This window comes from Pararoseomonas sp. SCSIO 73927, assembly GCF_037040815.1.
GTDB lineage: Bacteria > Pseudomonadota > Alphaproteobacteria > Acetobacterales > Acetobacteraceae > Roseomonas.
This window is the reverse complement of the sequence record NZ_CP146232.1, coordinates 3,617,605-3,636,539: the sequence shown is the minus strand read 5'-3', so window position 1 is coordinate 3,636,539 and position 18,935 is coordinate 3,617,605. Positions and strand designations below refer to the sequence as shown.

The 18,935-nt window shown below is 72.3% G+C and carries 19 protein-coding genes; 7 read left to right on the top strand and 12 right to left on the bottom strand.

Annotated elements, in window-relative coordinates; translation table 11 throughout:
• Positions 1–64: 64 nt before the first annotated feature.
• The 7 genes from VQH23_RS17095 to VQH23_RS17065 all read right to left on the bottom strand — a co-directional run bounded on the left by VQH23_RS17095 (position 65) and on the right by VQH23_RS17065 (position 7,175).
• Positions 65–583, bottom strand: a complete 519-nt coding sequence (locus VQH23_RS17095) for a GNAT family N-acetyltransferase (protein ID WP_338661934.1) — start codon at positions 581–583, stop codon at positions 65–67.
• Positions 568–2,010, bottom strand: a complete 1,443-nt coding sequence (cysS, locus tag VQH23_RS17090; protein WP_338661933.1) for a cysteine--tRNA ligase — start codon at positions 2,008–2,010, stop codon at positions 568–570. Before cysS ends, VQH23_RS17095 begins: the two co-directional genes overlap by 16 nt.
• Positions 2,011–2,082: 72 nt before the next feature.
• Positions 2,083–2,787 carry a DJ-1/PfpI family protein gene (locus VQH23_RS17085; RefSeq protein ID WP_338661932.1) on the bottom strand — a complete coding sequence of 235 codons (705 nt, stop codon included), beginning with the start codon at positions 2,785–2,787 and terminating at the stop codon, positions 2,083–2,085.
• Between the two features lie 120 nt (positions 2,788–2,907).
• Positions 2,908–4,239 (bottom strand): glutamate--tRNA ligase, encoded by a 1,332-nt coding sequence (gene gltX, locus VQH23_RS17080; RefSeq protein WP_338661931.1) that lies wholly within the window; start codon positions 4,237–4,239, stop codon positions 2,908–2,910.
• Complete coding sequence (locus VQH23_RS17075) at positions 4,236–4,637, bottom strand: hypothetical protein (RefSeq protein ID WP_338661930.1); 402 nt, start codon at positions 4,635–4,637, stop codon at positions 4,236–4,238. The genes gltX and VQH23_RS17075 overlap by 4 nt, the downstream gene beginning before the upstream one ends.
• The gene (locus tag VQH23_RS17070) at positions 4,634–6,043 is read right to left on the bottom strand and encodes a nitrilase-related carbon-nitrogen hydrolase (RefSeq protein WP_338661929.1); all 1,410 of its coding nucleotides are present in this window, start codon (positions 6,041–6,043) and stop codon (positions 4,634–4,636) included. Before VQH23_RS17070 ends, VQH23_RS17075 begins: the two co-directional genes overlap by 4 nt.
• Positions 6,044–6,155: 112 nt before the next feature.
• Positions 6,156–7,175: an SDR family oxidoreductase gene (locus VQH23_RS17065; RefSeq protein ID WP_338661928.1), complete on the bottom strand. Its 1,020-nt coding sequence runs from the start codon at positions 7,173–7,175 to the stop codon at positions 6,156–6,158.
• Between the two features lie 263 nt (positions 7,176–7,438).
• Between VQH23_RS17065 and VQH23_RS17060 the strand changes: the two genes are divergently transcribed.
• Positions 7,439–7,891, top strand: a complete 453-nt coding sequence (locus VQH23_RS17060; protein WP_338661927.1) for a hypothetical protein — start codon at positions 7,439–7,441, stop codon at positions 7,889–7,891.
• 7 nt (positions 7,892–7,898) lie between these two features.
• On the opposite strand, the gene VQH23_RS17055 is transcribed toward VQH23_RS17060, so the two are convergent.
• Both VQH23_RS17055 and VQH23_RS17050 read right to left on the bottom strand, forming a co-directional pair.
• Positions 7,899–9,053, bottom strand: a complete 1,155-nt coding sequence (locus tag VQH23_RS17055) for a nicotinate phosphoribosyltransferase (protein WP_338661926.1) — start codon at positions 9,051–9,053, stop codon at positions 7,899–7,901.
• 15 nt (positions 9,054–9,068) lie between these two features.
• Entirely contained in the window at positions 9,069–10,448 is a 1,380-nt protein-coding gene (locus tag VQH23_RS17050) for a class II 3-deoxy-7-phosphoheptulonate synthase (protein WP_338661925.1), read from the bottom strand.
• A 183-nt stretch (positions 10,449–10,631) separates the two neighbouring features.
• Between VQH23_RS17050 and VQH23_RS17045 the strand changes: the two genes are divergently transcribed.
• Together VQH23_RS17045 and VQH23_RS17040 are read left to right on the top strand one after the other, a co-directional pair.
• The gene (locus VQH23_RS17045) at positions 10,632–11,006 is read left to right on the top strand and encodes a DUF6152 family protein (RefSeq protein ID WP_338661924.1); all 375 of its coding nucleotides are present in this window, start codon (positions 10,632–10,634) and stop codon (positions 11,004–11,006) included.
• A gap of 6 nt (positions 11,007–11,012) precedes the next feature.
• The gene (locus VQH23_RS17040) at positions 11,013–11,486 is read left to right on the top strand and encodes a DUF2214 domain-containing protein (protein WP_338661923.1); all 474 of its coding nucleotides are present in this window, start codon (positions 11,013–11,015) and stop codon (positions 11,484–11,486) included.
• A 4-nt stretch (positions 11,487–11,490) separates the two neighbouring features.
• Here VQH23_RS17040 and gorA read toward each other — a convergent pair whose 3' ends face one another.
• The gene (gene gorA, locus VQH23_RS17035; protein WP_338661922.1) at positions 11,491–12,882 is read right to left on the bottom strand and encodes a glutathione-disulfide reductase; all 1,392 of its coding nucleotides are present in this window, start codon (positions 12,880–12,882) and stop codon (positions 11,491–11,493) included.
• Between the two features lie 121 nt (positions 12,883–13,003).
• Positions 13,004–14,476, bottom strand: coding sequence for an NAD-dependent succinate-semialdehyde dehydrogenase (locus VQH23_RS17030; protein WP_338661921.1), 1,473 nt, complete (start codon positions 14,474–14,476; stop codon positions 13,004–13,006).
• A gap of 278 nt (positions 14,477–14,754) precedes the next feature.
• On the opposite strand from VQH23_RS17030, the gene VQH23_RS17025 reads away from it, so the two are divergent.
• Entirely contained in the window at positions 14,755–14,970 is a 216-nt protein-coding gene (locus VQH23_RS17025) for a hypothetical protein (protein ID WP_338661920.1), read from the top strand.
• A 113-nt stretch (positions 14,971–15,083) separates the two neighbouring features.
• On the opposite strand, the gene VQH23_RS17020 is transcribed toward VQH23_RS17025, so the two are convergent.
• Positions 15,084–15,776 carry a GntR family transcriptional regulator gene (locus VQH23_RS17020; RefSeq protein ID WP_338661919.1) on the bottom strand — a complete coding sequence of 231 codons (693 nt, stop codon included), beginning with the start codon at positions 15,774–15,776 and terminating at the stop codon, positions 15,084–15,086.
• A gap of 56 nt (positions 15,777–15,832) precedes the next feature.
• Between VQH23_RS17020 and fahA the strand changes: the two genes are divergently transcribed.
• From fahA to VQH23_RS17005, 3 genes are read left to right on the top strand one after another with little or no spacing between them, the layout of a single operon-like run.
• The gene (gene fahA / locus VQH23_RS17015) at positions 15,833–17,131 is read left to right on the top strand and encodes a fumarylacetoacetase (protein ID WP_338661918.1); all 1,299 of its coding nucleotides are present in this window, start codon (positions 15,833–15,835) and stop codon (positions 17,129–17,131) included.
• A gap of 35 nt (positions 17,132–17,166) precedes the next feature.
• Positions 17,167–17,955, top strand: coding sequence for a cyclase family protein (locus tag VQH23_RS17010; RefSeq protein WP_338661917.1), 789 nt, complete (start codon positions 17,167–17,169; stop codon positions 17,953–17,955).
• Between the two features lie 2 nt (positions 17,956–17,957).
• Positions 17,958–18,911, top strand: coding sequence for a tripartite tricarboxylate transporter substrate binding protein (locus VQH23_RS17005; protein WP_338661916.1), 954 nt, complete (start codon positions 17,958–17,960; stop codon positions 18,909–18,911).
• The last annotated feature ends 24 nt before the right edge of the window (positions 18,912–18,935 follow it).

The following is an 18,935-nucleotide window of genomic DNA, read 5'->3' as shown; positions in this document are numbered from 1 at the left end:
CCGGTGGGCGTCGGTCCCTGCGTGAGGCGAACGTGCCGGGGAGAAGCGGGGTTGCGGCCGGGGCTCAGCCCTGGCCGCGCATCGCCGCCCATTCCGGCCGCAGCACCGACATGACGACGAGATCGGCGCGGGTGCCGTCCCCAAGCGGGCGGGCCTGGCGCAGCCGTCCCTCCTCGATGAGGCCCTCCGACGCGTAGAGGTGGATGGCGCGGGCATTGGTGTGCAGGGCGTGCAGCCAGAAGCGGTGGGCCGGGGTGTTGGCGAAGGCCCAGTCGGTGACGGCGCGGAACAGGGGGCGGCCGAGGCCCTGGCCGGGCCTCGCGAGGGCGAGGCGCTTGAGGCAGCGGTTGCCGCGCGCCTCCGTCATCTCCGAGAGGATGGCGAAGCCGACCGGGGCACCCTCCGCCTCCGCGACGAAGTAGGCGAAGGCGGGGGAGGCGAGCTGGGCCTCGTGCTCCTCCCGCATCTGGGGATTGATGAAGGCGTCGTGGCCGGGGGTGGCCTCCACGCCCATGATGAACGGGAGGTTGGCCGAGGTGGCGCGGCGCAGGGCCACGCTCCCCATGCTCAGCTTCTGCGCCATGTGGTCGCGCCCTTGGCGTCCTCCAGCACGATGCCGCGCGCGGCGAGATCGGCGCGGATGCGGTCGGCCTCCGCCCAATCCTTGCGGGCCCGGGCGTCCAGGCGTGCCTGGATGGCGGCCTCGATCGCCGCGTCGTCCGTCTCCTCCCCGCCCGTGGTCCGGCCCTGGCGCCAGGCCTTGGGCTGGGAGGGGAGAAGGCCGATGGCGGCGGCGGCCTCGCGCAGGGCGGCGCCGGCCTGGCCGGGCTTCGGGTTCCAGCCGCGGTCGGCGCGGGCGAGGACGGTGGCCATGGAGCCGCCGACCTGCATCACGTTCTCCAGCGCGCGCAGGTCGCGCAGTCGGGCGATGACGAGGGGGGTGTTCAGGTCGTCGGCGAGCGGCTCCAGAGCCCAGGCGACCATGTCGGCCACCGTCGCGTCGTCCGCCTCGGGCTTCGGCAGGTTGCGGACGAGCAGGGCGTAGTGGTCGTCGAGCTCGGCGCGGGCCTCGTCCAGGCGCTCGGCGGTGTAGTCCAGGGCGGCGCGGTAATGCGTCTTCAGCAGCAGCAGGCGGAAGGCCTCGCCGGCCCAGGCGCCGCGGCCGAGGATGTCGCGCACGGTCAGGAAGTTGCCGACGGACTTCGACATCTTCTCGCCGTCCACCAGCAGCATGCCGTTGTGCATCCAGAGATGCGCGAAGCGGCTGCCGGGAAAGGCGCAGCAGGACTGCGCCACCTCGTTCTCGTGGTGGGGGAAGATCAGGTCGGCGCCGCCGCCGTGGATGTCGATCTCCTCGCCGAGGTTGCGCCAGGCCATGGCGGAGCACTCGATGTGCCAGCCCGGGCGGCCGCGGCCCCAGGGGGAGTCCCAGCCGGGGGTGCTCTCGTCGCTCGGCTTCCACAGCACGAAGTCGCCGGGGTCGCGCTTGTAGGGGGCGACCTCCACGCGGGCGCCGGCGAGCATCTCGTCCGGCGTGCGGCCGGAGAGGCTGCCGTAATCCGGGTAGGAGGCGACGGAGAAGAGGACGTGGCCCTCCGCCGCGTAGGCGTTGCCGTTCGCGATCAGCTTCCCGATGATCTCGATCATCTCGGGGATGCTGGCAGTGGCGCGCGGCTCCACGTCCGGCGGCAGGCAGTTCAGGGCCAGCATGTCGGCGTGGAAGTCGGCGGTGGTGCGGGCGGTGATGGCGGCAATGCTCTCGCCGCTCTCGCGGGAGCGCGCGTTGATCTTGTCGTCCACGTCCGTGATGTTCCGGACGTAGGTCACGCGCGGGAAGACGCGGCGCAGCAGGCGCGCCAGCACGTCGAAGACGACCACGGGGCGCGCATTGCCGAGATGCGCGAGGTCGTAGACGGTCGGGCCGCAGACGTAGAGGCGGATGTGCTCCGGGTCGATCGGGCGGAACTCGACCTTCTCGCGGCGGGCGCTGTCGTGGAATTGGAGCTGCATGGCGGCCCGCCTAGCATGGCCGGCGGCGGCGCGCACCCGTTCCGGCGGTGAAAGCTCGCCGCCGCGGGCGGTTCAGCCGGAGAGGCGGCCGGCCGCGCGCTCCGTCGCGGCGCGGCGGCGGGCCAGGAAGGGGGCCAGCTTGGCACGGGCGTCGCGCACGAGGTCGGGGGAGGCGGTGCGGGGCGAGCCCGCGAAGGGCGGCTCCGGGTCGTACTCCATCTGCAGCTGGACGCCCTGGGCGATTTCGGGGCCGTGGAGCTCCGCGGCGACGGCCAGGGCGAAGTCGATGCCGGAGGTCACGCCGGCCCCGGTGATGCGGTTCCGGTCGCGCACCACGCGCTCGCTCACCGGCTCCACTCCCAGCAGGGCGAGCTGGTCGATCGAGGACCAGTGGGAGGTCGCGCGATAGCCGGTGAGGAGGCCGGCGGCGGCGAGAACGAGGGAGCCGGTACAGACGGAGGTGACGAGCTGGCAGCCGGGCGCGACGCGGCGGAGGAAGTCCAGGGTCTCCTCGTCGTCCATCAGCGCGATCTGGCCGGGGCCGCCGGGGACGCAGATCATGTCCAGCTTGCCGCAGGTCTCGAAGGTGGCGGTGGGCAGGATGCTCATGCCCCGGTCGGAGGTGACGGGATCAAGCGTTTTCCAGAGCAGGAGGACCTCGGTGTCGGGGAGGCGGTAGAAGACCTCGGCCGGCCCTGTCAGGTCCAGCTGGGTCAGCTCTGGGAAGAGGACGAGACCGATCCGGGTCTTTTCCGGGACCGTGTTCCCCTGGGCCATGTTCCGCTCCGACTTGGACCGGGGACAGATAGGCTCTCGCGGCGGAGCCGCCACGGGTCGGGCCGGAGCCCGCCCTTTGGCACCGCCCGTCCCGTTCCGCGCTGCGGGACGTCCTGGGCCCTACCCCGCCGAGCGCGAGAGCCGCACCCGCGCACGCTCCGGGCCGATCAGGGGCAGGAAGGTCTTCAGGTCGGGGCCGTGGTCCTCCCCCGTCAGCGCGCGGCGGAGGGGGAGGAAGAGGAGCTTGCCCTTCTTCCCCGTGGCGGCGCCGATCGCGGCGGTCCAGCCGGGCCAGGTGGACTCGTCCCAGGGGCCGGCGGGAAGGGTCTCGATCGCCGCGCGCAGCAGGCCGGCCTCCTCCGGCTGCTCGGGCACCGTAATCTCGCCGCGGGCCGTCTCGTGCCAGTCCCGGGCCTCGTTCAGCAGGTCGAGGTTGCCGCGCACGGCCAGCCAGAAGGGCTCGTCGGCACCGTCCGGCAGCCGGTCCTTCACGGCCTCGAAGGTCAGGGCGTGCAGGTGCTTCCGGTTCAGGGCCAGCAGCTGCTTCGTGTCGAAGCGGGCGGGGGAGTGGGAGATCCGGGTGATGTCCCAGTCCGCGACCAGCTCGCGCGGGGAGGCCGCCACGGGGTCGCGGGAGCTGCCGAGGGCGGCGAGGTAGCCGGTCATCGCCGCGGGCTCGATGCCGTCCCGCCGGAACTGGCGGAGGGAGATGCTGCCGAGGCGCTTGGAGAGCGGGCCGCCCTCCGCGTCCAGCAGCAGGGGCATGTGGGCGAAGTAGACCCTGTTCGGGCGGCCGGACAGGGCCTCGATGATGTCGATCTGGATGCCGGTGTTGGTGACGTGGTCCTCGCCCCGGATGATGTGGGTGATGCCCGTCTCCAGGTCGTCCACGACGGAGGTGAAGGTGTAGAGGAAGCTGCCGTCCGCGCGGATCAGCACGGGGTCCGAGAGGCTGGGGAGCTTCACGCTGCGCTCCCCCAGCACGCCGTCGCGCCAGGCGACGGTGCGGGTGTTGAGCTTGAAGCGCCAGTAGGGCTGCTTGCCGTTGGCCAGGGCGCGCTCGTACTGCTCCGCCGTCATCTTCAGGGCGCCGCGGTCGTAGATGGGCGCGCGGCCCTGCTTGCGGCGCTGCTCGCGCTTGAAGTTCAGCTCCTCCTCGCTCTCGAAGCAGGGGTAGAGCAGGCCGGCCTTCTTCAGGCGCTCGGCGGCCGCCTCGTAGGCGGCGGTGCGGTCGGACTGGCGGAAGGACTCGTCCCAGTCGAGGCCGAGCCAGCGCAGGTCCTCCTCGATTCCCTGGGCGTATTCGGGCTTGCTGCGGCCGGTGTCCGTGTCGTCCAGGCGGAGGAGAAAGGTGCCGCCGCGCTTCCGCGCCTCCAGCCAGTTGGCGAGGGCGGGGCGCGCGTTGCCGACGTGGAGCCAGCCGGTGGGGCTGGGGGCGAAGCGGACCTTCACGCGCCGTCCCCCTCGCCCGCCGTGTCGTCGTCCTCGTTCGCCAGGTGGCGGCGGGGGTCCAGGGCGCGCCAGTCGCGCTCGGTCCGGCCGCGGGCGGGCTTCTCCGCGAAGCCGCGGATCTCGGCGGCGCTGGTCCAGTGCTCGCCGTCCAGGTCCAGGGCCTCCGCGTCCTCGCCGAAGGCGAACCACGCGGCCAGCACGGCCTCCGCACTGGCGCCGGGGGTGCGGCAGCGCTCCATGCTGTCGCGCACGTAGCGGCGGGCGAAGGTGGCGGCGTCGGCGGCGGTGGCGAAGCCGCGGATGTCCTCCACCGGCTCGTCCCCGTTGCCGCCGGAGAGGTCCTTGATGCGGACGAAGGGCCCTGTTGGGGCGGGCTTGGGGGAGTGGTGGTCGCTCATGGTGCCTGGGCCCTCTCTTTCCTGGTCTGGCCGAAGGCGCGGGGGGCGATGTTCAGGCCGGGCGGGAGCAGGCGGCGCTTGTAGTCCGCGCGCGCCAGGCTTTGCCAGAGGGTGTGGCCGGAGTCGTGGCGTTCGACGGGCGCCGGCTCGTCCGCCGGCAGGGGCAGGAAGGGGTATTCCGGGCCCAGGGCGCCGGGCGGGCGGGCGGCGTTGCGCCACTCGGCCAGGGCACGGCACCGGGCCGGGGAGAGGTGGCGCAGCGGGAAGAAGGCGGCGGAACAGGCGCTGAAGCCGCAGACCGGCTGCACCCCCTGCCCGGCCCGGGCGAGCATGTCCATCGCCAGGCGGCGCAGGGGGCCCAGCAGGTGGGGCGCGGCGGGCGGCAGGGCGTTGCTCAGGGCCTCCAGGGCCGGGCCGAGATCCAGGGTCGAGGAGGCGAGGCCGAGGCGGCTGGCCAGCGGGGCGGCGCCCTCCTGCAGTAGGAAGGCGCGGACGCGGATAGGGTCCGTGCCGAAGGCGTCCACGGCGAGGGCGGCGGTGAGGGCGGCGAAGGGGTCCTCGTCCAGCGTGATGAGGATGGGGGCCGGGGCGAAGCGGAGGGCGTGGTCGCGCAGCGCGAGGATGAGGGCCTGCCAGAGGCGCTCCTCATCGCCCATCGGGGCCGGTGGCGGGGCGGGGGCGCAGCGCCAGGCGTCGCCCTCCCGCCGCCACTCGGTGAGGGCGAGAGCTTCGGTGAAGGGGGCCGTCCGGAGGGCGGGGGCGCGGTCGGCGTTGAGGACGAGGGCGGCGCCGTCATGCGCGCTCTCCTCCTCCGCGCCGAGGCGGTTCACGAGCATCAGGGGAAGGCCGTTCTCCACCACGCGCGCGAGGGCGGCCTGGAGGGTCCGCTCCGGCCCGCCCGTCTCCTCGGGCAGGGAGTCGAGGGCGACGAGGATCTCCGCGCCGGTCTCGGCGAGGGTCTCCGGCACCGCCGGGTCGCGCCAGTCGGCGCCGGGCATGAGGCCGAGGCGGAGATCGCCGAGGACGAGTGGGCCGGGCACCGGGCCGGGATCGAAGCCCGGGCGCGGGTGGTGGGCGGTCCGGCGGCCGCGGAGGGCGCCCTCGGCCAGGAGGAGGACGGCGTCGTAGAGCCCCTCCCCCTCCCGCCAGGGCAGGCCGACGGTCATGGCCGGCCCCTCGCCGGTGGCGAGCGGGGCGAGCGCCGTCTCGCAGGCCGCGGCGAATCCGGGATCGGCGGCGAGGGCCGCGGGCACGGCGCCGGAGAGGGAGTGGGCGGGGGTGAGGAGCAGGTCCGCCCCGGCCTCGGCCGCGCGGGCGCGCAGGGCGGCAAGGTCCGCCGCGTTGGCCTCGGGCGCTGCCATGCGCGGGTTGAAGCTGGCAAGGGCGATGCGGAGTCGGTCGGGCATGAGGCAGCCGACCCTAGGGCTTTTCCCCCGCGCGCGGAAACGCCTGTTTTTAGGCCTGTTCTCGTCCGGAATACGGGGATCGACGCGCGACGCCGATCCCCGCGCGACGCGGTCAGGGCTGGCCGCTGCCGCCGGCGGCACCGTAGACCTGCCCATTGGCGTAGCTGGCATCTGCCGCGGCGAGCTGGACGTAGATCGAGGCGAGTTCCACCGGCTGGCCGGGGCGGCCGAGCGGGGTGTCGCCGCCGAAAGCCTTCAGCTTCTCCATCGTCGCGCCGCCGGAGACCTGGAGCGGGGTCCAGATCGGGCCGGGGGCCACGCCGTTGACGCGGATGCCCTGCGGGCCGAGCTGCTTCGCGAGGGACTTGGTGAAGCTCATCATCGCCGCCTTCGTCATGGCGTAGTCCACAAGATTGGCGGAGGGGTCGTAGGCCTGCTCCGAGGTGGTCTGGATGATGGAGGCGCCGGGCCTCAGGTGCGGGAGCGCGGCCTTGGTGATCCAGAACATGGCGTACAGGTTCGTGCGCATCGTCGCGTCAAAATCCTCCGACGTGATGTCGCCGAGGGCCTGGCGCTGCTGCTGGCGGGCGGCGTTGTTGACGAGGATGTCGAGGCCGCCCAGGCGTTCCACCGTGGTGGCGACCATCCTCCGGCAATGCGCCTCGTCCCGGATGTCCCCGGGGAGGGCCAGGGCGGTGCGGCCGGCCTTCTGGATGAGGTCGATCACCTCCCGCGCGTCGGGCTCCTCGTCCGGCAGGTAGCTGATGGCGACGTCCGCCCCTTCCCGCGCGTAGGCGATGGCGGCGGCGCGGCCCATCCCGGAGTCGCCGCCGGTGATGAGGGCCTTGCGGCCGGCGAGGCGGCCGGAGCCCTTGTAGCTCTCCTCCCCATGGTCGGGGCGCGGGTTCATGCGGCCGGCGAGGCCGGGGAAGGGTTGGGTCTGCTCCTGGAAGGGCGGGCGGGGGTAGCGGCTGCGAGGGTCGGGTAGCGGGGCCGCCGTCCCGGCGGCCTGGGCCTGGGGCTGCGATTGGGATTGGGGTTGGGCAGCGGCGGGGGCGGCCGCCGAGACCATCATCCCGGCCCCGGCGGCGGCCCCCACCATGCCGCGCCGCGACATCTTCGTCTCGTCCATGTTTGGTCTTCCCTGTGGTCACGCGCCGCGCCCGGCGTGGGGTGGCGCGGGACTAACGCGCGGGGGCGCGATCCATTCGGCCGCCCGGCGCGGAATCGGGTGAGACCGCCGGGCCCCGGTGCGGCCGCCGGGCGGGACCGGCATCTTTCGGACAGGAGCCAGCGGGGCGGTTCGGTGCGGCGCGAGGTCACCTCCTCTTGAGGTGCCACGACGGCGCCACATTGGCGGGCGCGCATGGCGGAAACAGTGCGGAGGTTGGCCGGATGAGGCGTGCGGTGACGCGGCGTGGCGTGATGGTTGGGCTGGCGCTTCTGCCGGCGGCCGGAATGGCGCAGCCGGCGACCTCCTCGGCGGGGGTGCAGGAGCTGCAGGGCGCGCTCACGGCGGGCAGCGCCGCGGGTTTCGGGCGCTTCGTCAGCGACAATGAGGGGAAGCTCGTCTCGCTGAAGGTGACGGCGTCGCCCGTCGAAGGGCGCGCCTTCTCCGTCTCGCTCCAAGCGCCGCTGCTGCTGGTGAACATGGACCGGCCGGAGAGGATGCAGGTGAGCCTGACCGGGGGCTACACGCTGCGAGACGGCGCCTTCGTGATGGATGGTGTGTACCGCGTGAAGGCGGAGGGAATGCAGCAGGGCATCGCCATCCTCGTGCTGGAGCCGGTGGATGGCGGCGAGGTGCGGCGCGTGCGGGATGCCGGGGTGCGGCGGGTGGCGCTGTAGCGCCGCCCTACGCCGTCGGGGTGGCGCGCAGCAGGAACTCGCGCCCGACCTTCACGCGCGGCTCGCCGTCATAGGCCACGATGTCGGCGGTGGCGTAGGTCTCGCCCCAGCTATCGGGGATGAAGCTGCCGGTGCCGATCGTGTCGATCGGGGCCTTCGCCTCCGCCATCACGCGGCACTTGGCGACGCCGAAGCCGGAGGAGGCGACGATCCGCACGCGCGGGTACCCGGCCTCGTCCAGCGCGTCGCGCATGCGCCAGATCGCGGCGGCCGAGACGCCGGTGCCGACGAGGTGGCGCAGCTCGCTCTCGCTGCGGTAGCGGCGGATGGTGCCGGGGGCGTGGCGCTCGATCACCGCGTAGGAGGTCTGGGGGTCCAGGCCTTCGAGGAAGCGGCCGCCATGGGTGTCCAGGCGGACGGCGAGGCGGCCCGCCGCGGCGATCTCGGGGAAGCGGCGGCACACCTCCAGCCCGTCCGTCACCTCGCGGCCGAAATAGTCTGTGAGGACGGTGAGGTTGGAATCCGGGAAGGTCTCGTGGAACATCTCCGCGGCGCGGAGCGTGGAGCCGGCGTAGCCGATGAGGGCGTGCGGCATGGTGCCGAGGCCGCGCAGCGCGCCGTAGTAATGCGCCGTCGCGTCGTTGGCGTTGCCGACGAAGCCGCGCGCGCCCTCCGCCTTCGCGGCCTCGCTGCCGACGCTGGCGGCGTAGGCCATGATCTCCTGCATCTCGGCGCCGGCGCAGTGGCGGGCCTCCATGGCGAGGAACTCGACGCGCGGCAGTTCCAGGCACATCTGGTAGGCGTTGTGGGCGGCGACGCAGGCGGCGCCGAGCTTCTGGAGGAGAAGCGTTTCCAGGTCCGCCAGGCCCGCGAAGGAGCCGGTGACGTAGAGAATGGGATCGCCCGCGCCGACCCAGGTGCCCTCCTTGTGCATGAGCTGGACGTCCAGCCCGACGCCGCGCTCCGCGGCGACGGTATGCAGCCAGTCCAGCATCAGCTTCGGCGCGGAGACGACGGGGCGGCGCAGGAAGATGGCGTAGGTGACGCGCACGTCGCCGAAGCGCTGCACCACGGCGCGGGTGCGCTTGAAGTACACGTCGGTGCGGGCGGCGATGTCGGATTCGAGCGGGCTCTCGGGCGGGCTCTGCGGTGTCACGTCCATGATGGCGGCCCCTGGCTACTGGGCCGCGCGAAGGCTGATAGTCGCGGCGCGGCGTGACTTCAGCTCCTCCGCCACGAGGAAGGCGAGCTCCAGCGACTGCTCGGCGTTCAGCCGGGGGTCGCAGAAGGTGGCGTAGTTCTCGCTCAGGTTCGCCTCCGTCAGACGGTGGGCGCCGCCGAGGCATTCGGTGACGTCCCGGCCCGTCATCTCCACGTGCACGCCGCCGGCGATGGTGCCCTCGGCCTCGTGCGCGTCGAAGAAGCCGCGCACCTCCTGCAGGATGGCGTCGAAGGAGCGGGTCTTGTACCCCCCCGCGCTGTGCGTGTTCCCGTGCATGGGATCGGACAGCCAGGTGACCACCCGGCCCTCCTTCTTGATGGCGCGCAGCAGCGGCGGCAGGTGGGCTTCCAGCTTTGCCGCGCCCATGCGGGTGATGAGGGTCAGGCGGCCGGGCGTGTTGTTGGGGTTCAGGATCTCGGTGAGGCGGAGGAGGTCCTCCACGCTCGTCGTCGGGCCGACCTTCAGGCCGATGGGGTTCGCCACGCCGCGCAGGAACTCGACATGCGCGCCCTCCGGCTGGCGGGTGCGGTCGCCGATCCAGAGGAAGTGGGCGGAGCAGGCGTAGTGGCGGCCCTGGTGGGTGGAGGGCTCCCGCGTCATCGCCTCCTCGAAGGGGAGGAGGAGGGATTCGTGGGAGGTGTAGAACTCCGTCTCCCGGATCTGCGGGGCGGTGATGCTGTTCATGCCGCAGGCGGCCATGAAGCGCAGGGTCTCGTCGATGCGCCCGGCGATGTCGGCGTAGCGATCGGCGAGCGGGGAGCGGGCGACGAAGCCGAGGTTCCAGCCGTGGACCTGGTGCAGGTCCGCGAAGCCGCCGGTGGCGAAGGCGCGGAGCAGGTTCAGCGTGGCGGCGGACTGGAGGTAGGCGAACTCCATCCGGGACGGGTCCGGGGTACGGTCCGCGGCGGTGAAGCCGGAGGCGTTGATGATGTCGCCGCGGTAGGAGGGCAGGGTATGATCGCCCACCGTCTCGGTGTCGCTGCTGCGGGGCTTGGCGAACTGGCCGGCCATGCGGCCGAGCTTCACCACGGGCAGGCCGCCGCCGAAGGTGAGGACCACGGCCATCTGGAGCAGCACGCGGAAGGTGTCGCGGATGGTGTTGGCGTGGAAGTCCGCGAAGCTCTCGGCGCAGTCGCCGCCCTGGAGGACGAAGGCCTTGCCCTCGCCCGCCTGGGCGAGGAGGGCGGTCAGGCGGTCGGCCTCGCCGGCGAAGACCAGGGGCGGGAAGCGGGTGAGCTTCGCCTCCATGGCGTTCAGGGCCGCGGCGTCGGGGTAGGACGGGACCTGGCGGATGGGCATGTCGCGCCAGGAGGCGGGGTGCCAGGGGTGGGCCATGAGGTGATCAGTCCGGTGTGGCGGGGCCGCCTCGCGGGGCGGTCGGGCACCATAGCGGGGGGAAGCAGGGGGGCAAGCATTTCGCGAGGTACCGGTCCGTCATGGCTGCCCCTCCCCAGGCCCCCTCCCCAGGCCGCATACCTCACCCCACATCCTCTCCTCCTCATGGAGGCGAGGTCGATCATGAACCGGCGATCCCTGCTGAGCGGAACCGCCCTGGCCCTTATCGCGTCCGGCGCACGGGCCCATCATGGATGGGGCTGGGCAGAGGGCGAGCAGACGGAACTGACCGGGACGATCCGGGAGGTCACGATCGCCCCGCCCCATCCGACGCTGCGGGTGGAGGCGGCGGACCGGGCGGTCTGGACGGTGGAGTTGGGCAACCCGGGCCAGACGAGCCGCGCCGGCTTCGTGGAGGGTGTGGCCAAGCCCGGGGACCGGATCGTGGCGCTGGGCAACCGTTCCATGAACCGCAGCGAGTTGCGGATGAAGGCGGTTCGGGTGACCGTGGGCGAGCGGAGCTTCGACATCTACCCCGAGCGCATCGGCCGCGGCTGACCGCGGTTGGAACCTCTCGCGGCGCTGTCCGAGTGGTCCGTCGCGGCGGCGATGCGGCGGTCCGAGGTGCTCTACCCGCTGGTGAACGCCGCGCATATCCTGGGGGTCGGACTTCTTCTCGGGGCGATCGCGGCGCTCGACCTTCGGGTGCTCGGGGCGTTCCGGGCGGTGCCGCTGGCCCTGTTCGGGCCGCCCCTGGTGCGGGTGGCGGCTTCGGGGGTGGCGCTGGCCCTGGGAACGGGATTTCTGCTCTTCAGCGTGCGCCCTGCGGAGTACGCGGCGAACCCCGCCTTCCTGCTGAAGCTCTGCCTCGTGGCGCTGGGGCTGCTGAACGTCCTGGCCCTGCGGCTCGGCGCCGGGTGGCGGCGGGCGCTGGCTGGCGGGCCGGTCGGCGCCCCGGTGAGGGCCGCCGCCGTCCTGTCCCTGCTGCTCTGGACCGGTGCGGTGCTGGCCGGGCGGTGGATCGCCTTCGTGGGGTGAAGGGTCAGGCGGCCTTCGCCGCCCCCTCCCCCACCCGCCGGGTCGCCACCCGCATCGTCACGAACTCCTCCGCGGCCGTCGGGTGGATGCCGATGGTGGCGTCCAGCTGCGCCTTGGTCAGCCGGTTCACCACGGCCACGGCGATGCCCTGCATGATCTCCGGCGCCTCCTCCCCCAGCATGTGGGCGCCCAGCAGGCAACCGGTCCCGGCCTCCACCACCAGCTTCATCAGGGTCTTGCGGTCCGTGCGGCGGGTGACCGTGTGGCGCATGGGGGTGAAGCGGGTGGTGTAAATTTCCACCGGGCCGCGCAGGGCGGCCTCCTCCTCCGTCAGGCCGACGCTGGCCATGGGCGGGGAGATGAAGACGGCCTTAGGCACGTTCTCGTAGCTGGCGCGGCGCGGGCGGGCACCAAAGAGGGTATCGGCCAGGGCGTGGCCGACGGCGGTGGCCATGGGGGTGAGGTTCACGCGGTCCGTCACGTCACCGATGGCGTAGATGTGCGGCACGTTGGTCGCGTGGTCGTCGTCCACGGCGATGGCGCGGCCCTCGGCGCAGTTCACCCCGGCGGCGTCGAGGCCCAGGCCCCTGGTGGAGGGGGCGCGGCCGGTGGCGAAGAAGACGGCGTCGGCCTCCACGACCTTGCCGCTGGCCATGCGGACGACCCGGGTCTCGCCATTCAGGGTAATCTCGGCGGGGGTCTCGCCGGGCAGGATCGTCAGGCCGCTGGCGGCCAGGGATGCCGCGGCCATCTCGCGCAGCTCGTGGTCGAAGCCGCGGAGGGGGAGCTGCTGGCGGTAGGCGAGCGTCACCTCGGAGCCGAGGTTGTGCAGCATGTTGGCGAACTCGAGGCCGATATAGCCGCCGCCGATCATCAGCACGCGCCGCGGGCGCTCCTGCAGGGTGAAAAGGTCGTCGGAGATCAGGGCGTGCTCGGCGCCCGGGATCTCCGGGCGGATGGGGTGGCCGCCGACGGCGATGACGATACGGTTGGCGGTGACGGTGCGGTCCCCGACCTTGACCTCGTGCGGGCCGGTGAAGCTGGCGTGGCACTCGAAGGTTTGCACGCCGACGCCGCCGAGCAGGCGGGAGTAGATGCCCGACAGGCGCGCCACCTCCATGTCCCGGGCGCGGACGAGGGTAGGCCAGTCGTGGCTGGCCTCGCCGAGGCTCCAGCCGAAGGCGGCGGCGTCCTTCGCCCACTCGCCGTACTCGGCGGCCTGGACCATCAGCTTCTTGGGCACGCAGCCCACGTTCACACAGGTGCCGCCCCAGAAGCGGCCCTCGGCGATGCCGACCTTCGCGCCGTGGCCGGCGGCGATGCGGGCCAGCCGCACGCCGGCGCTGCCGCCGCCGATGACGAAGAGGTCGAACTCGTGGGGGTGGGGGGCGCTCATACCGGTGAAAATCGGGGGCCGGGCGCTGTGGCGCAAGGGTTCCGGTGGCGCAAGGCGGCCCGGCTTTCCGCGCGGGGTGGGGGGGCGGGAGGGGGTCGGCCGGCCCCCTCCCCCCTTCCGGTCAGACGCCGCCGATGAGGAGGTACTTGATCTCCAGGTAGTCCTCGATCCCGTACTTGCTGCCCTCACGACCCAGGCCGCTCTCCTTCACGCCGCCGAAGGGGGCGACCTCGGTGGAGATGATGCCCTCGTTGATGCCGATGATGCCGCTCTCCAGCCCCTCGGCCACGCGGAAGATGCGGCCAACATCGCGGGCGTAGAAATAGGCGGCCAGGCCGAACTCCGTGTCATTGGCCAGGCGGATGGCCTCCGCCTCGTCCCTGAAGCGGATGAGCGGGGCCATGGGGCCGAAGGTCTCCTCCTTCAGCACCTTCGCGGTCACGGGCACGTCGGTCAGGATCGTCGGCTCGAAGAAGTTGCCGCCGAGGCTGTGGCGGTGGCCGCCGGTCAGCACCTTCGCGCCATGGGCGGTGGCGTCCTGAATGTGCTCCTCCACCTTGGACACGGCGTCCGCGTTGATGAGCGGCCCCTGCGTCACGCCCGGCTCCATGCCGTTGCCGACCTTCAGGTTCTCGACCGCTACCTTCAGCTTCGCGGCGAAGGCGTCGTACACGCCCTCCTGCACGAAGATGCGATTGGCGCAGACGCAGGTCTGGCCGGTGTTGCGGAACTTGGAGGCCATGGCGCCGACCACCGCCGCGTCCAGGTCCGCGTCGTCGAAGACGAGGAAGGCGGCGTTGCCGCCGAGCTCCATGCTCGTCTTCTTGATGGTGCCGGCGCACTGCGCCAGCAGGGTGCGCCCGACCTCCGTGCTGCCGGTGAAGGAGAGCTTGCGGACGAGCGGGTTGGTGGAGAGCTCCTCGCCCTGCTCGCGGGCCGAGCCGGTGACGACGTTGCAGACGCCGGCGGGCATGCCCGCGCGCTCCGCCAGCACCGCGATGGCGAGGGCGGAGAAGGGCGTCTGGGAGGCGGGGCGGATGACGCCGGTGCAGCCCGCGGCCCAGCCGGGGCCGGCCTTGCGGGTGATCATGGCGGCCGGGAAGTTCCAGGGGGTGATCGCCGCGAAGACGCCGATCGGCTCCTTCATGACGAGGATGCGGCTGCCCTGCTTGAAGGTGGGGATGGTGTCGCCATAGACGCGCTTCCCCTCCTCCGCGAACCACTCGATGAAGGAGGCGGCGTAGGCGATCTCGCCCTTGGATTCCGCGAGGGGCTTGCCCTGCTCGGCCGTCATGATGGCGGCCAGGTCGTCCACGTTCTCCATCATCAGGTTGAAGAGGCGGCGCAAGATGGCCGCGCGCTCCTTCGCCAGCAGGGCGCGCCAGGCGGGCTGCGCGTCGTAGGCGGCCTGGATGGCGCCCGCGACTTCCTCCCGCGAGAGGGAGGGGACGTGGCCGATCACCTCACCCGTGGCGGGGTTCTTCACGGCGACTGTCTTGCCGGAGGCGGCCTGGACCCAGGCGCCGCCGACGCGGTTCGCCTGCCGGAAGAGGTTGGGGTCCTTCAGGACGAGCTTGGCGGCGGTGTCGAGCATGGCGGGCCTCCTCTGGCGGGCGGGCGCAGGATGAGCCCGCCGGGGGAGGATGTCACCCGCCGCGGCGCCGGGAGGGGCGGCTGCTTGCGGCTGCGAGTAGCTATCAATCCGAATACCTGGCGAAGTTGAGAATGCATCGCGCTTCCCAAATACTAGTGAATGTATTCGGCGCCCGGAACTGAAAATTCACCTTCACTTCGGCGTTGTTGTGTTTAGAAGGAACTCGAACGGGGTCGCTCTTCCGCGGCCCATCCCGCCACCCCAGAGGAGAAACCCCCATGTCCATGACCCACTCCCCCGACGTCGCCTGCACCCGCTGCAAGTTCTTCGACGACCACGCGAACGCGCAGGCCGCCTCCGAGGGGCTCTGCCGCTTCAACCCCCCCGTGACCCAGCCGAGCCCGGAGGCCCACGGCCTGTGGCCGGTGGTGTCCCGCGAGGACTGGTGCGGCCACTTCAGCGCCGAGACGCCGGTCGCCGGCTCGGGCGACTGATCAGGCGACTGATCGGGCGGGGGTCTTCGGGCCCCGCCGACCGAGAGACGTGAAGGGCATCGCCTCCGGGCGGTGCCCTTTTCGCGTTCAGGCTTTCGTCAGGCGGGCGGAGATCAGGCGCCCGGAGGGGCCTCGCCCAGGAGGGCGAGGACGTGCTCGGCCGTGGTGCCGATATGGGCTGCCAGCAGCACCGGGGCGTCCTCGGTCCGGGCCAGCACGGCTTCGGCCAGGGCCTCGTGCACGGCCAGCATGCGCGGCCAGTCCTGGTGGGCACTCTCCATCAGGCGGCGATAGCGGGTCTTCTGCAGGTAGAGGTCGTCGCAGAAGCGCAGCAGGGAGGGCAGCGGGCAGGCGGCGATGAGCGCTCGGTGGAAGCGGTGGTGGCGGGCCTCGTACACGTCCAGCCAAGGGTCGCTGGCGGGGTCGCGGCGGGCGATCTCGTGCCGCAGGAGCGAGAGGGAGGCGACGATCCCGTCCTCCCAGGCCGCGCTGCCCGCAGCCATGGCGAGGCGCAGCGCCTCCGGCTCCACCACCTGGCGGGAGCGGGTGACGTCCAGCAGGTGAGCGCGGGTGACGGGGGGGACAGAGAACCCTTTCTGGCCTTCCAGCACCACGAAGCCCTCGGCGGCGAGGCGGGCCAGGGCCTCGCGGAGGGGCGTGGCGCCCAGGCCGTAGCGGGCCGTCAGGTCGCGCAGGCGGAGCTTCGTCGCTGGGGGAAGGCCGCCGCCGACGATATCCTGCCGCAGGCGCCGGGCGGCGGCTTCGGAGAGCGTGAGGGCGTCAGGGTCAGGCGGATTATCGATCAAGGCGGGAATTTATATTTTCTCTTGGCAGCCCGGCGCAAGCCGGACAGGATGGGCGCATGAACGTCCTAGACTTCACCCATGACCCGGAACGCCGGGCCTGGGTCGCCTCCGCCAATGTCGCCGGCTGCGACTTCCCCATCCAGAACCTTCCGCTCGGCGTCTTCTCGCGCGAGGGCGAGACGCCGCGCGGCGGCGTGGCCATCGGGGACCAGGTGCTGGACATCAGGGCGGCGCTGGATGCCGGCCTGCTCTCCGGCGCGGCGGCCGAGGCGGCGGCGGGGCCGGTGCTGAACCCGCTGATGACGATGGGGCGCGCTGCCTCGCGCGAGCTGCGCGCGGCGGTGTCGGCGCTGCTGGCGGAAGGGAGCGACGCGGCGGGGCGCGAGGGGATCCTGGTCCCGATGGCGCGGGCGCGGATGCACCTGCCGAGCGCGATCGCCAACTTCACGGACTTCATGGTTTCGCGGGACCATTCCTGGCGGCTGGGCGCGCTGAAGAACCCGCAATCCCCCCTGCCCCCGGCCTTCGACAACCTGCCCGTGGCCTACCACTCCCGCGCCTCCTCCGTGCGCGTGAGCGGAGAGGCGGTGGTGCGGCCGAACGGGCAGTGGCGAAAGAGGGAGGGCATGCATTTCGGCCCGACCGAGGCGCTGGACTACGAGCTGGAGCTGGCGGTGTGGCTGGCGGGAGAGAACGCGCTGGGCGCGCCCGTCCCGCTCTCCCGCGCGCCGGAGCGGCTCTTCGGCTACGGGCTGCTGAACGACTGGTCCGCGCGCGACATGCAGATGTGGGAGATGCCGCCGCTCGGGCCCTTCCTGGCGAAGAGCCTGTCCACCAGCGTCTCGCCCTGGATCATCACGGCGGAGGCGATGATCCCCTTCGAGATCGCCGGACGCCGCGCGGCGGAGGCGGAGCCGCTGCTGCCCTATCTCGACCATCCCGGGGACCGGGCGCGGGGCGGGCTCTCCATCGCGCTGGAGGTGTTCCTGCTGACGCCGCGCATGCGGTCGGCGGGGCAGGAGCCGGCGCGGCTGACGGCGACGGAATTCGCCCACATGGCCTGGACGCCGGCGCAGATGGTGACGCACCACGCGAGCAACGGGTGCAACCTGCTGCCGGGCGACCTGCTGGGCAGCGGCACCTGCTCCGGCCCGGAAGCGGGGTCGGAGGCCTGCATGGCGGAGATCGTGCTGCGCGGGCCGATCGAGCTGCCGGGCGGCGAGACGCGCCGGTTCCTGGAGGACGGGGACGAGGTCATTTTCCGCGGGCGCGCCCATGCGGAGGGCGCGGTGCCCATCGGCTTCGGGGAGTGCCGGGCGGAGATCCTGCCCGCCGTGCCCTGGCCGGCCGACTGACCGAACGGCGTCAGGGACAAGGAAACGGGGAAGAGATGCCAAGGAAGATCATCGACATCTCGGTCGCGCTGACGGCGGGCATCAGGAGCGACCCGCCGCACATGCTGCCGCAGATAGACTACCGCGACCACCACATGACCGCGCCCGCGATGGCCGAGTTCATGGGCGTGCCCGTGGATGCGCTGCCGAACGGCGAGTACGCGGCGGTGGAGCAGGTGAACATCTCCACCCACAACGGCACACACATGGACGCGCCCTACCACTTCTTCTCCCGCATGGACGAGGCGCTGGTGGAGGGCGGACGTCCCTCCATGCGGATCGACGAGGTGCCGCTGGAGTGGTGCCTGCAGCCCGGCGTGAAGCTGGACTTCCGCGACAAGCCGGACGGCCACGTGGTGACGCCGGAGGAGGTGGAGGCGGAGCTGCGGCGCATCGGGCATGAGTTGAAGCCGCTGGAGATCGTGCTGGTGAACACCCGCGCCGGCAGCCGCTACGGGCAGGACGACTTCGTGGACAGCGGCTGCGGCATGGGGCGCGCGGCGACGCTGTGGCTGGCCGAGCGCGGGGTGCGCGTGGTGGGGACCGATGGCTGGTCCTGGGACGCGCCCTTCAGCTTCACGAAGAAGCGCGTGCAGGAGACGGGCGATGTCTCGCTGATCTGGGAGGGGCACCGGGCCGGGCGGGAGATCGGCTATTGCCAGATGGAGAAGCTCTCCAACCTGGAGGCGCTTCCGGCGGACGGGTTCACCGTGTCCTGCTTTCCCGTGAAGATTCACGGTGCCTCCGCCGGCTGGACGCGGGCCGTGGCGATCCTGGAGGGCTGAGCGTGCGGGCTGCCCGTCTGCTCGGGGCCGTCCTGGCGGCCTCCCTCGCTCTCACCGGATCGGCGCGGGCGTTTCCGGACAGGCCGATCACCATCGTTCTTCCCTACTCTCCGGGCAGTGCGGCGGACTCCTACGGCCGCGCTCTGGGCGAGCACTTCACACGCGTGCTGGGGCAGAGCGTGGTGGTGACGAACCGGGACGGCGGCTCCGGCGTGGTCGGCATGCGTTTCGTCGCGACGAGCCCGCCGGACGGCCACACGCTCGGGCTGACGCCGATGACGGCGATCGTGGTGCAGCCGCACCTCGTGCGGAACACGGGAACGGAGCCCGCGAATTTTGCGCCGGTCTGCGGCACGAACGAGAACGTGCTCGGCGTGCTCGTGCGGCCCGACAGCGCCATCCGCGATCTGCCGGGGTTGGTGGCGGAGGGCAAGCGGCGGGCAATGAGCTACGGCAGCCCGGGGCCGAACTCCTTGCCGCAACTGGCGGTGTTCCGCGTGCAGCGGGCCGCCGGGGTGGAGTTCAACCACATTCCCTTCCGCGGGGACCCGCCGCACCTGAACGAGGTGCTGGCGGGGCGGCTGGACTTCTCGGCGGCCGTGGTGGCCTCCGCGGCAGGGCTGCTGGATTCCGGGCGGATGCGGCTGCTGGCCGTGTTCTCCGACACGCGTCACCCGGACTACCCGGACGTGCCGACGGCGCGCGAGCAGGGGATCGACGCGCTGCAGTACAGCCCCGTCGGCCTCTACGCACCGGCCGGCACGCCGGAGCCGGTGCTCGCGCGGCTGGAGGAGGCGTGCCGCAGCGGCGTGCACGAGGAGAGCTTCCAACGCATCGCGAAGCAGTTGCGGCTGGTGGTGAATTACCGGAGCCGGGCGGATTTCACCCGCCTGATCCGCAGCGAGTACGAGGCCTACGGCCCGATGATGCGGGCCCTGGGCGTGACGCCGGACTGACCGGCACGGAAACAGGGTGCCGGA

Bases quoted from the DNA above. Each gene is read 5' to 3' on its own strand.
- VQH23_RS17095 (WP_338661934.1), bottom strand. From the start codon at position 583: ATGGCGCAGAAGCTGAGCATGGGGAGCGTGGCCCTGCGCCGCGCCACC.
- cysS (WP_338661933.1), bottom strand. From the start codon at position 2,010: ATGCAGCTCCAATTCCACGACAGCGCCCGCCGCGAGAAGGTCGAGTTC.
- VQH23_RS17085 (WP_338661932.1), bottom strand. From the start codon at position 2,787: ATGGCCCAGGGGAACACGGTCCCGGAAAAGACCCGGATCGGTCTCGTC.
- VQH23_RS17075 (WP_338661930.1), bottom strand. From the start codon at position 4,637: ATGAGCGACCACCACTCCCCCAAGCCCGCCCCAACAGGGCCCTTCGTC.
- VQH23_RS17070 (WP_338661929.1), bottom strand. From the start codon at position 6,043: ATGCCCGACCGACTCCGCATCGCCCTTGCCAGCTTCAACCCGCGCATG.
- VQH23_RS17065 (WP_338661928.1), bottom strand. From the start codon at position 7,175: ATGGACGAGACGAAGATGTCGCGGCGCGGCATGGTGGGGGCCGCCGCC.
- VQH23_RS17060 (WP_338661927.1), top strand. From the start codon at position 7,439: ATGAGGCGTGCGGTGACGCGGCGTGGCGTGATGGTTGGGCTGGCGCTT.
- VQH23_RS17055 (WP_338661926.1), bottom strand. From the start codon at position 9,053: ATGGACGTGACACCGCAGAGCCCGCCCGAGAGCCCGCTCGAATCCGAC.
- VQH23_RS17050 (WP_338661925.1), bottom strand. From the start codon at position 10,448: ATGGCCCACCCCTGGCACCCCGCCTCCTGGCGCGACATGCCCATCCGC.
- VQH23_RS17045 (WP_338661924.1), top strand. From the start codon at position 10,632: ATGAACCGGCGATCCCTGCTGAGCGGAACCGCCCTGGCCCTTATCGCG.
- gorA (WP_338661922.1), bottom strand. From the start codon at position 12,882: ATGAGCGCCCCCCACCCCCACGAGTTCGACCTCTTCGTCATCGGCGGC.
- VQH23_RS17030 (WP_338661921.1), bottom strand. From the start codon at position 14,476: ATGCTCGACACCGCCGCCAAGCTCGTCCTGAAGGACCCCAACCTCTTC.
- VQH23_RS17025 (WP_338661920.1), top strand. From the start codon at position 14,755: ATGTCCATGACCCACTCCCCCGACGTCGCCTGCACCCGCTGCAAGTTC.
- fahA (WP_338661918.1), top strand. From the start codon at position 15,833: ATGAACGTCCTAGACTTCACCCATGACCCGGAACGCCGGGCCTGGGTC.
- VQH23_RS17010 (WP_338661917.1), top strand. From the start codon at position 17,167: ATGCCAAGGAAGATCATCGACATCTCGGTCGCGCTGACGGCGGGCATC.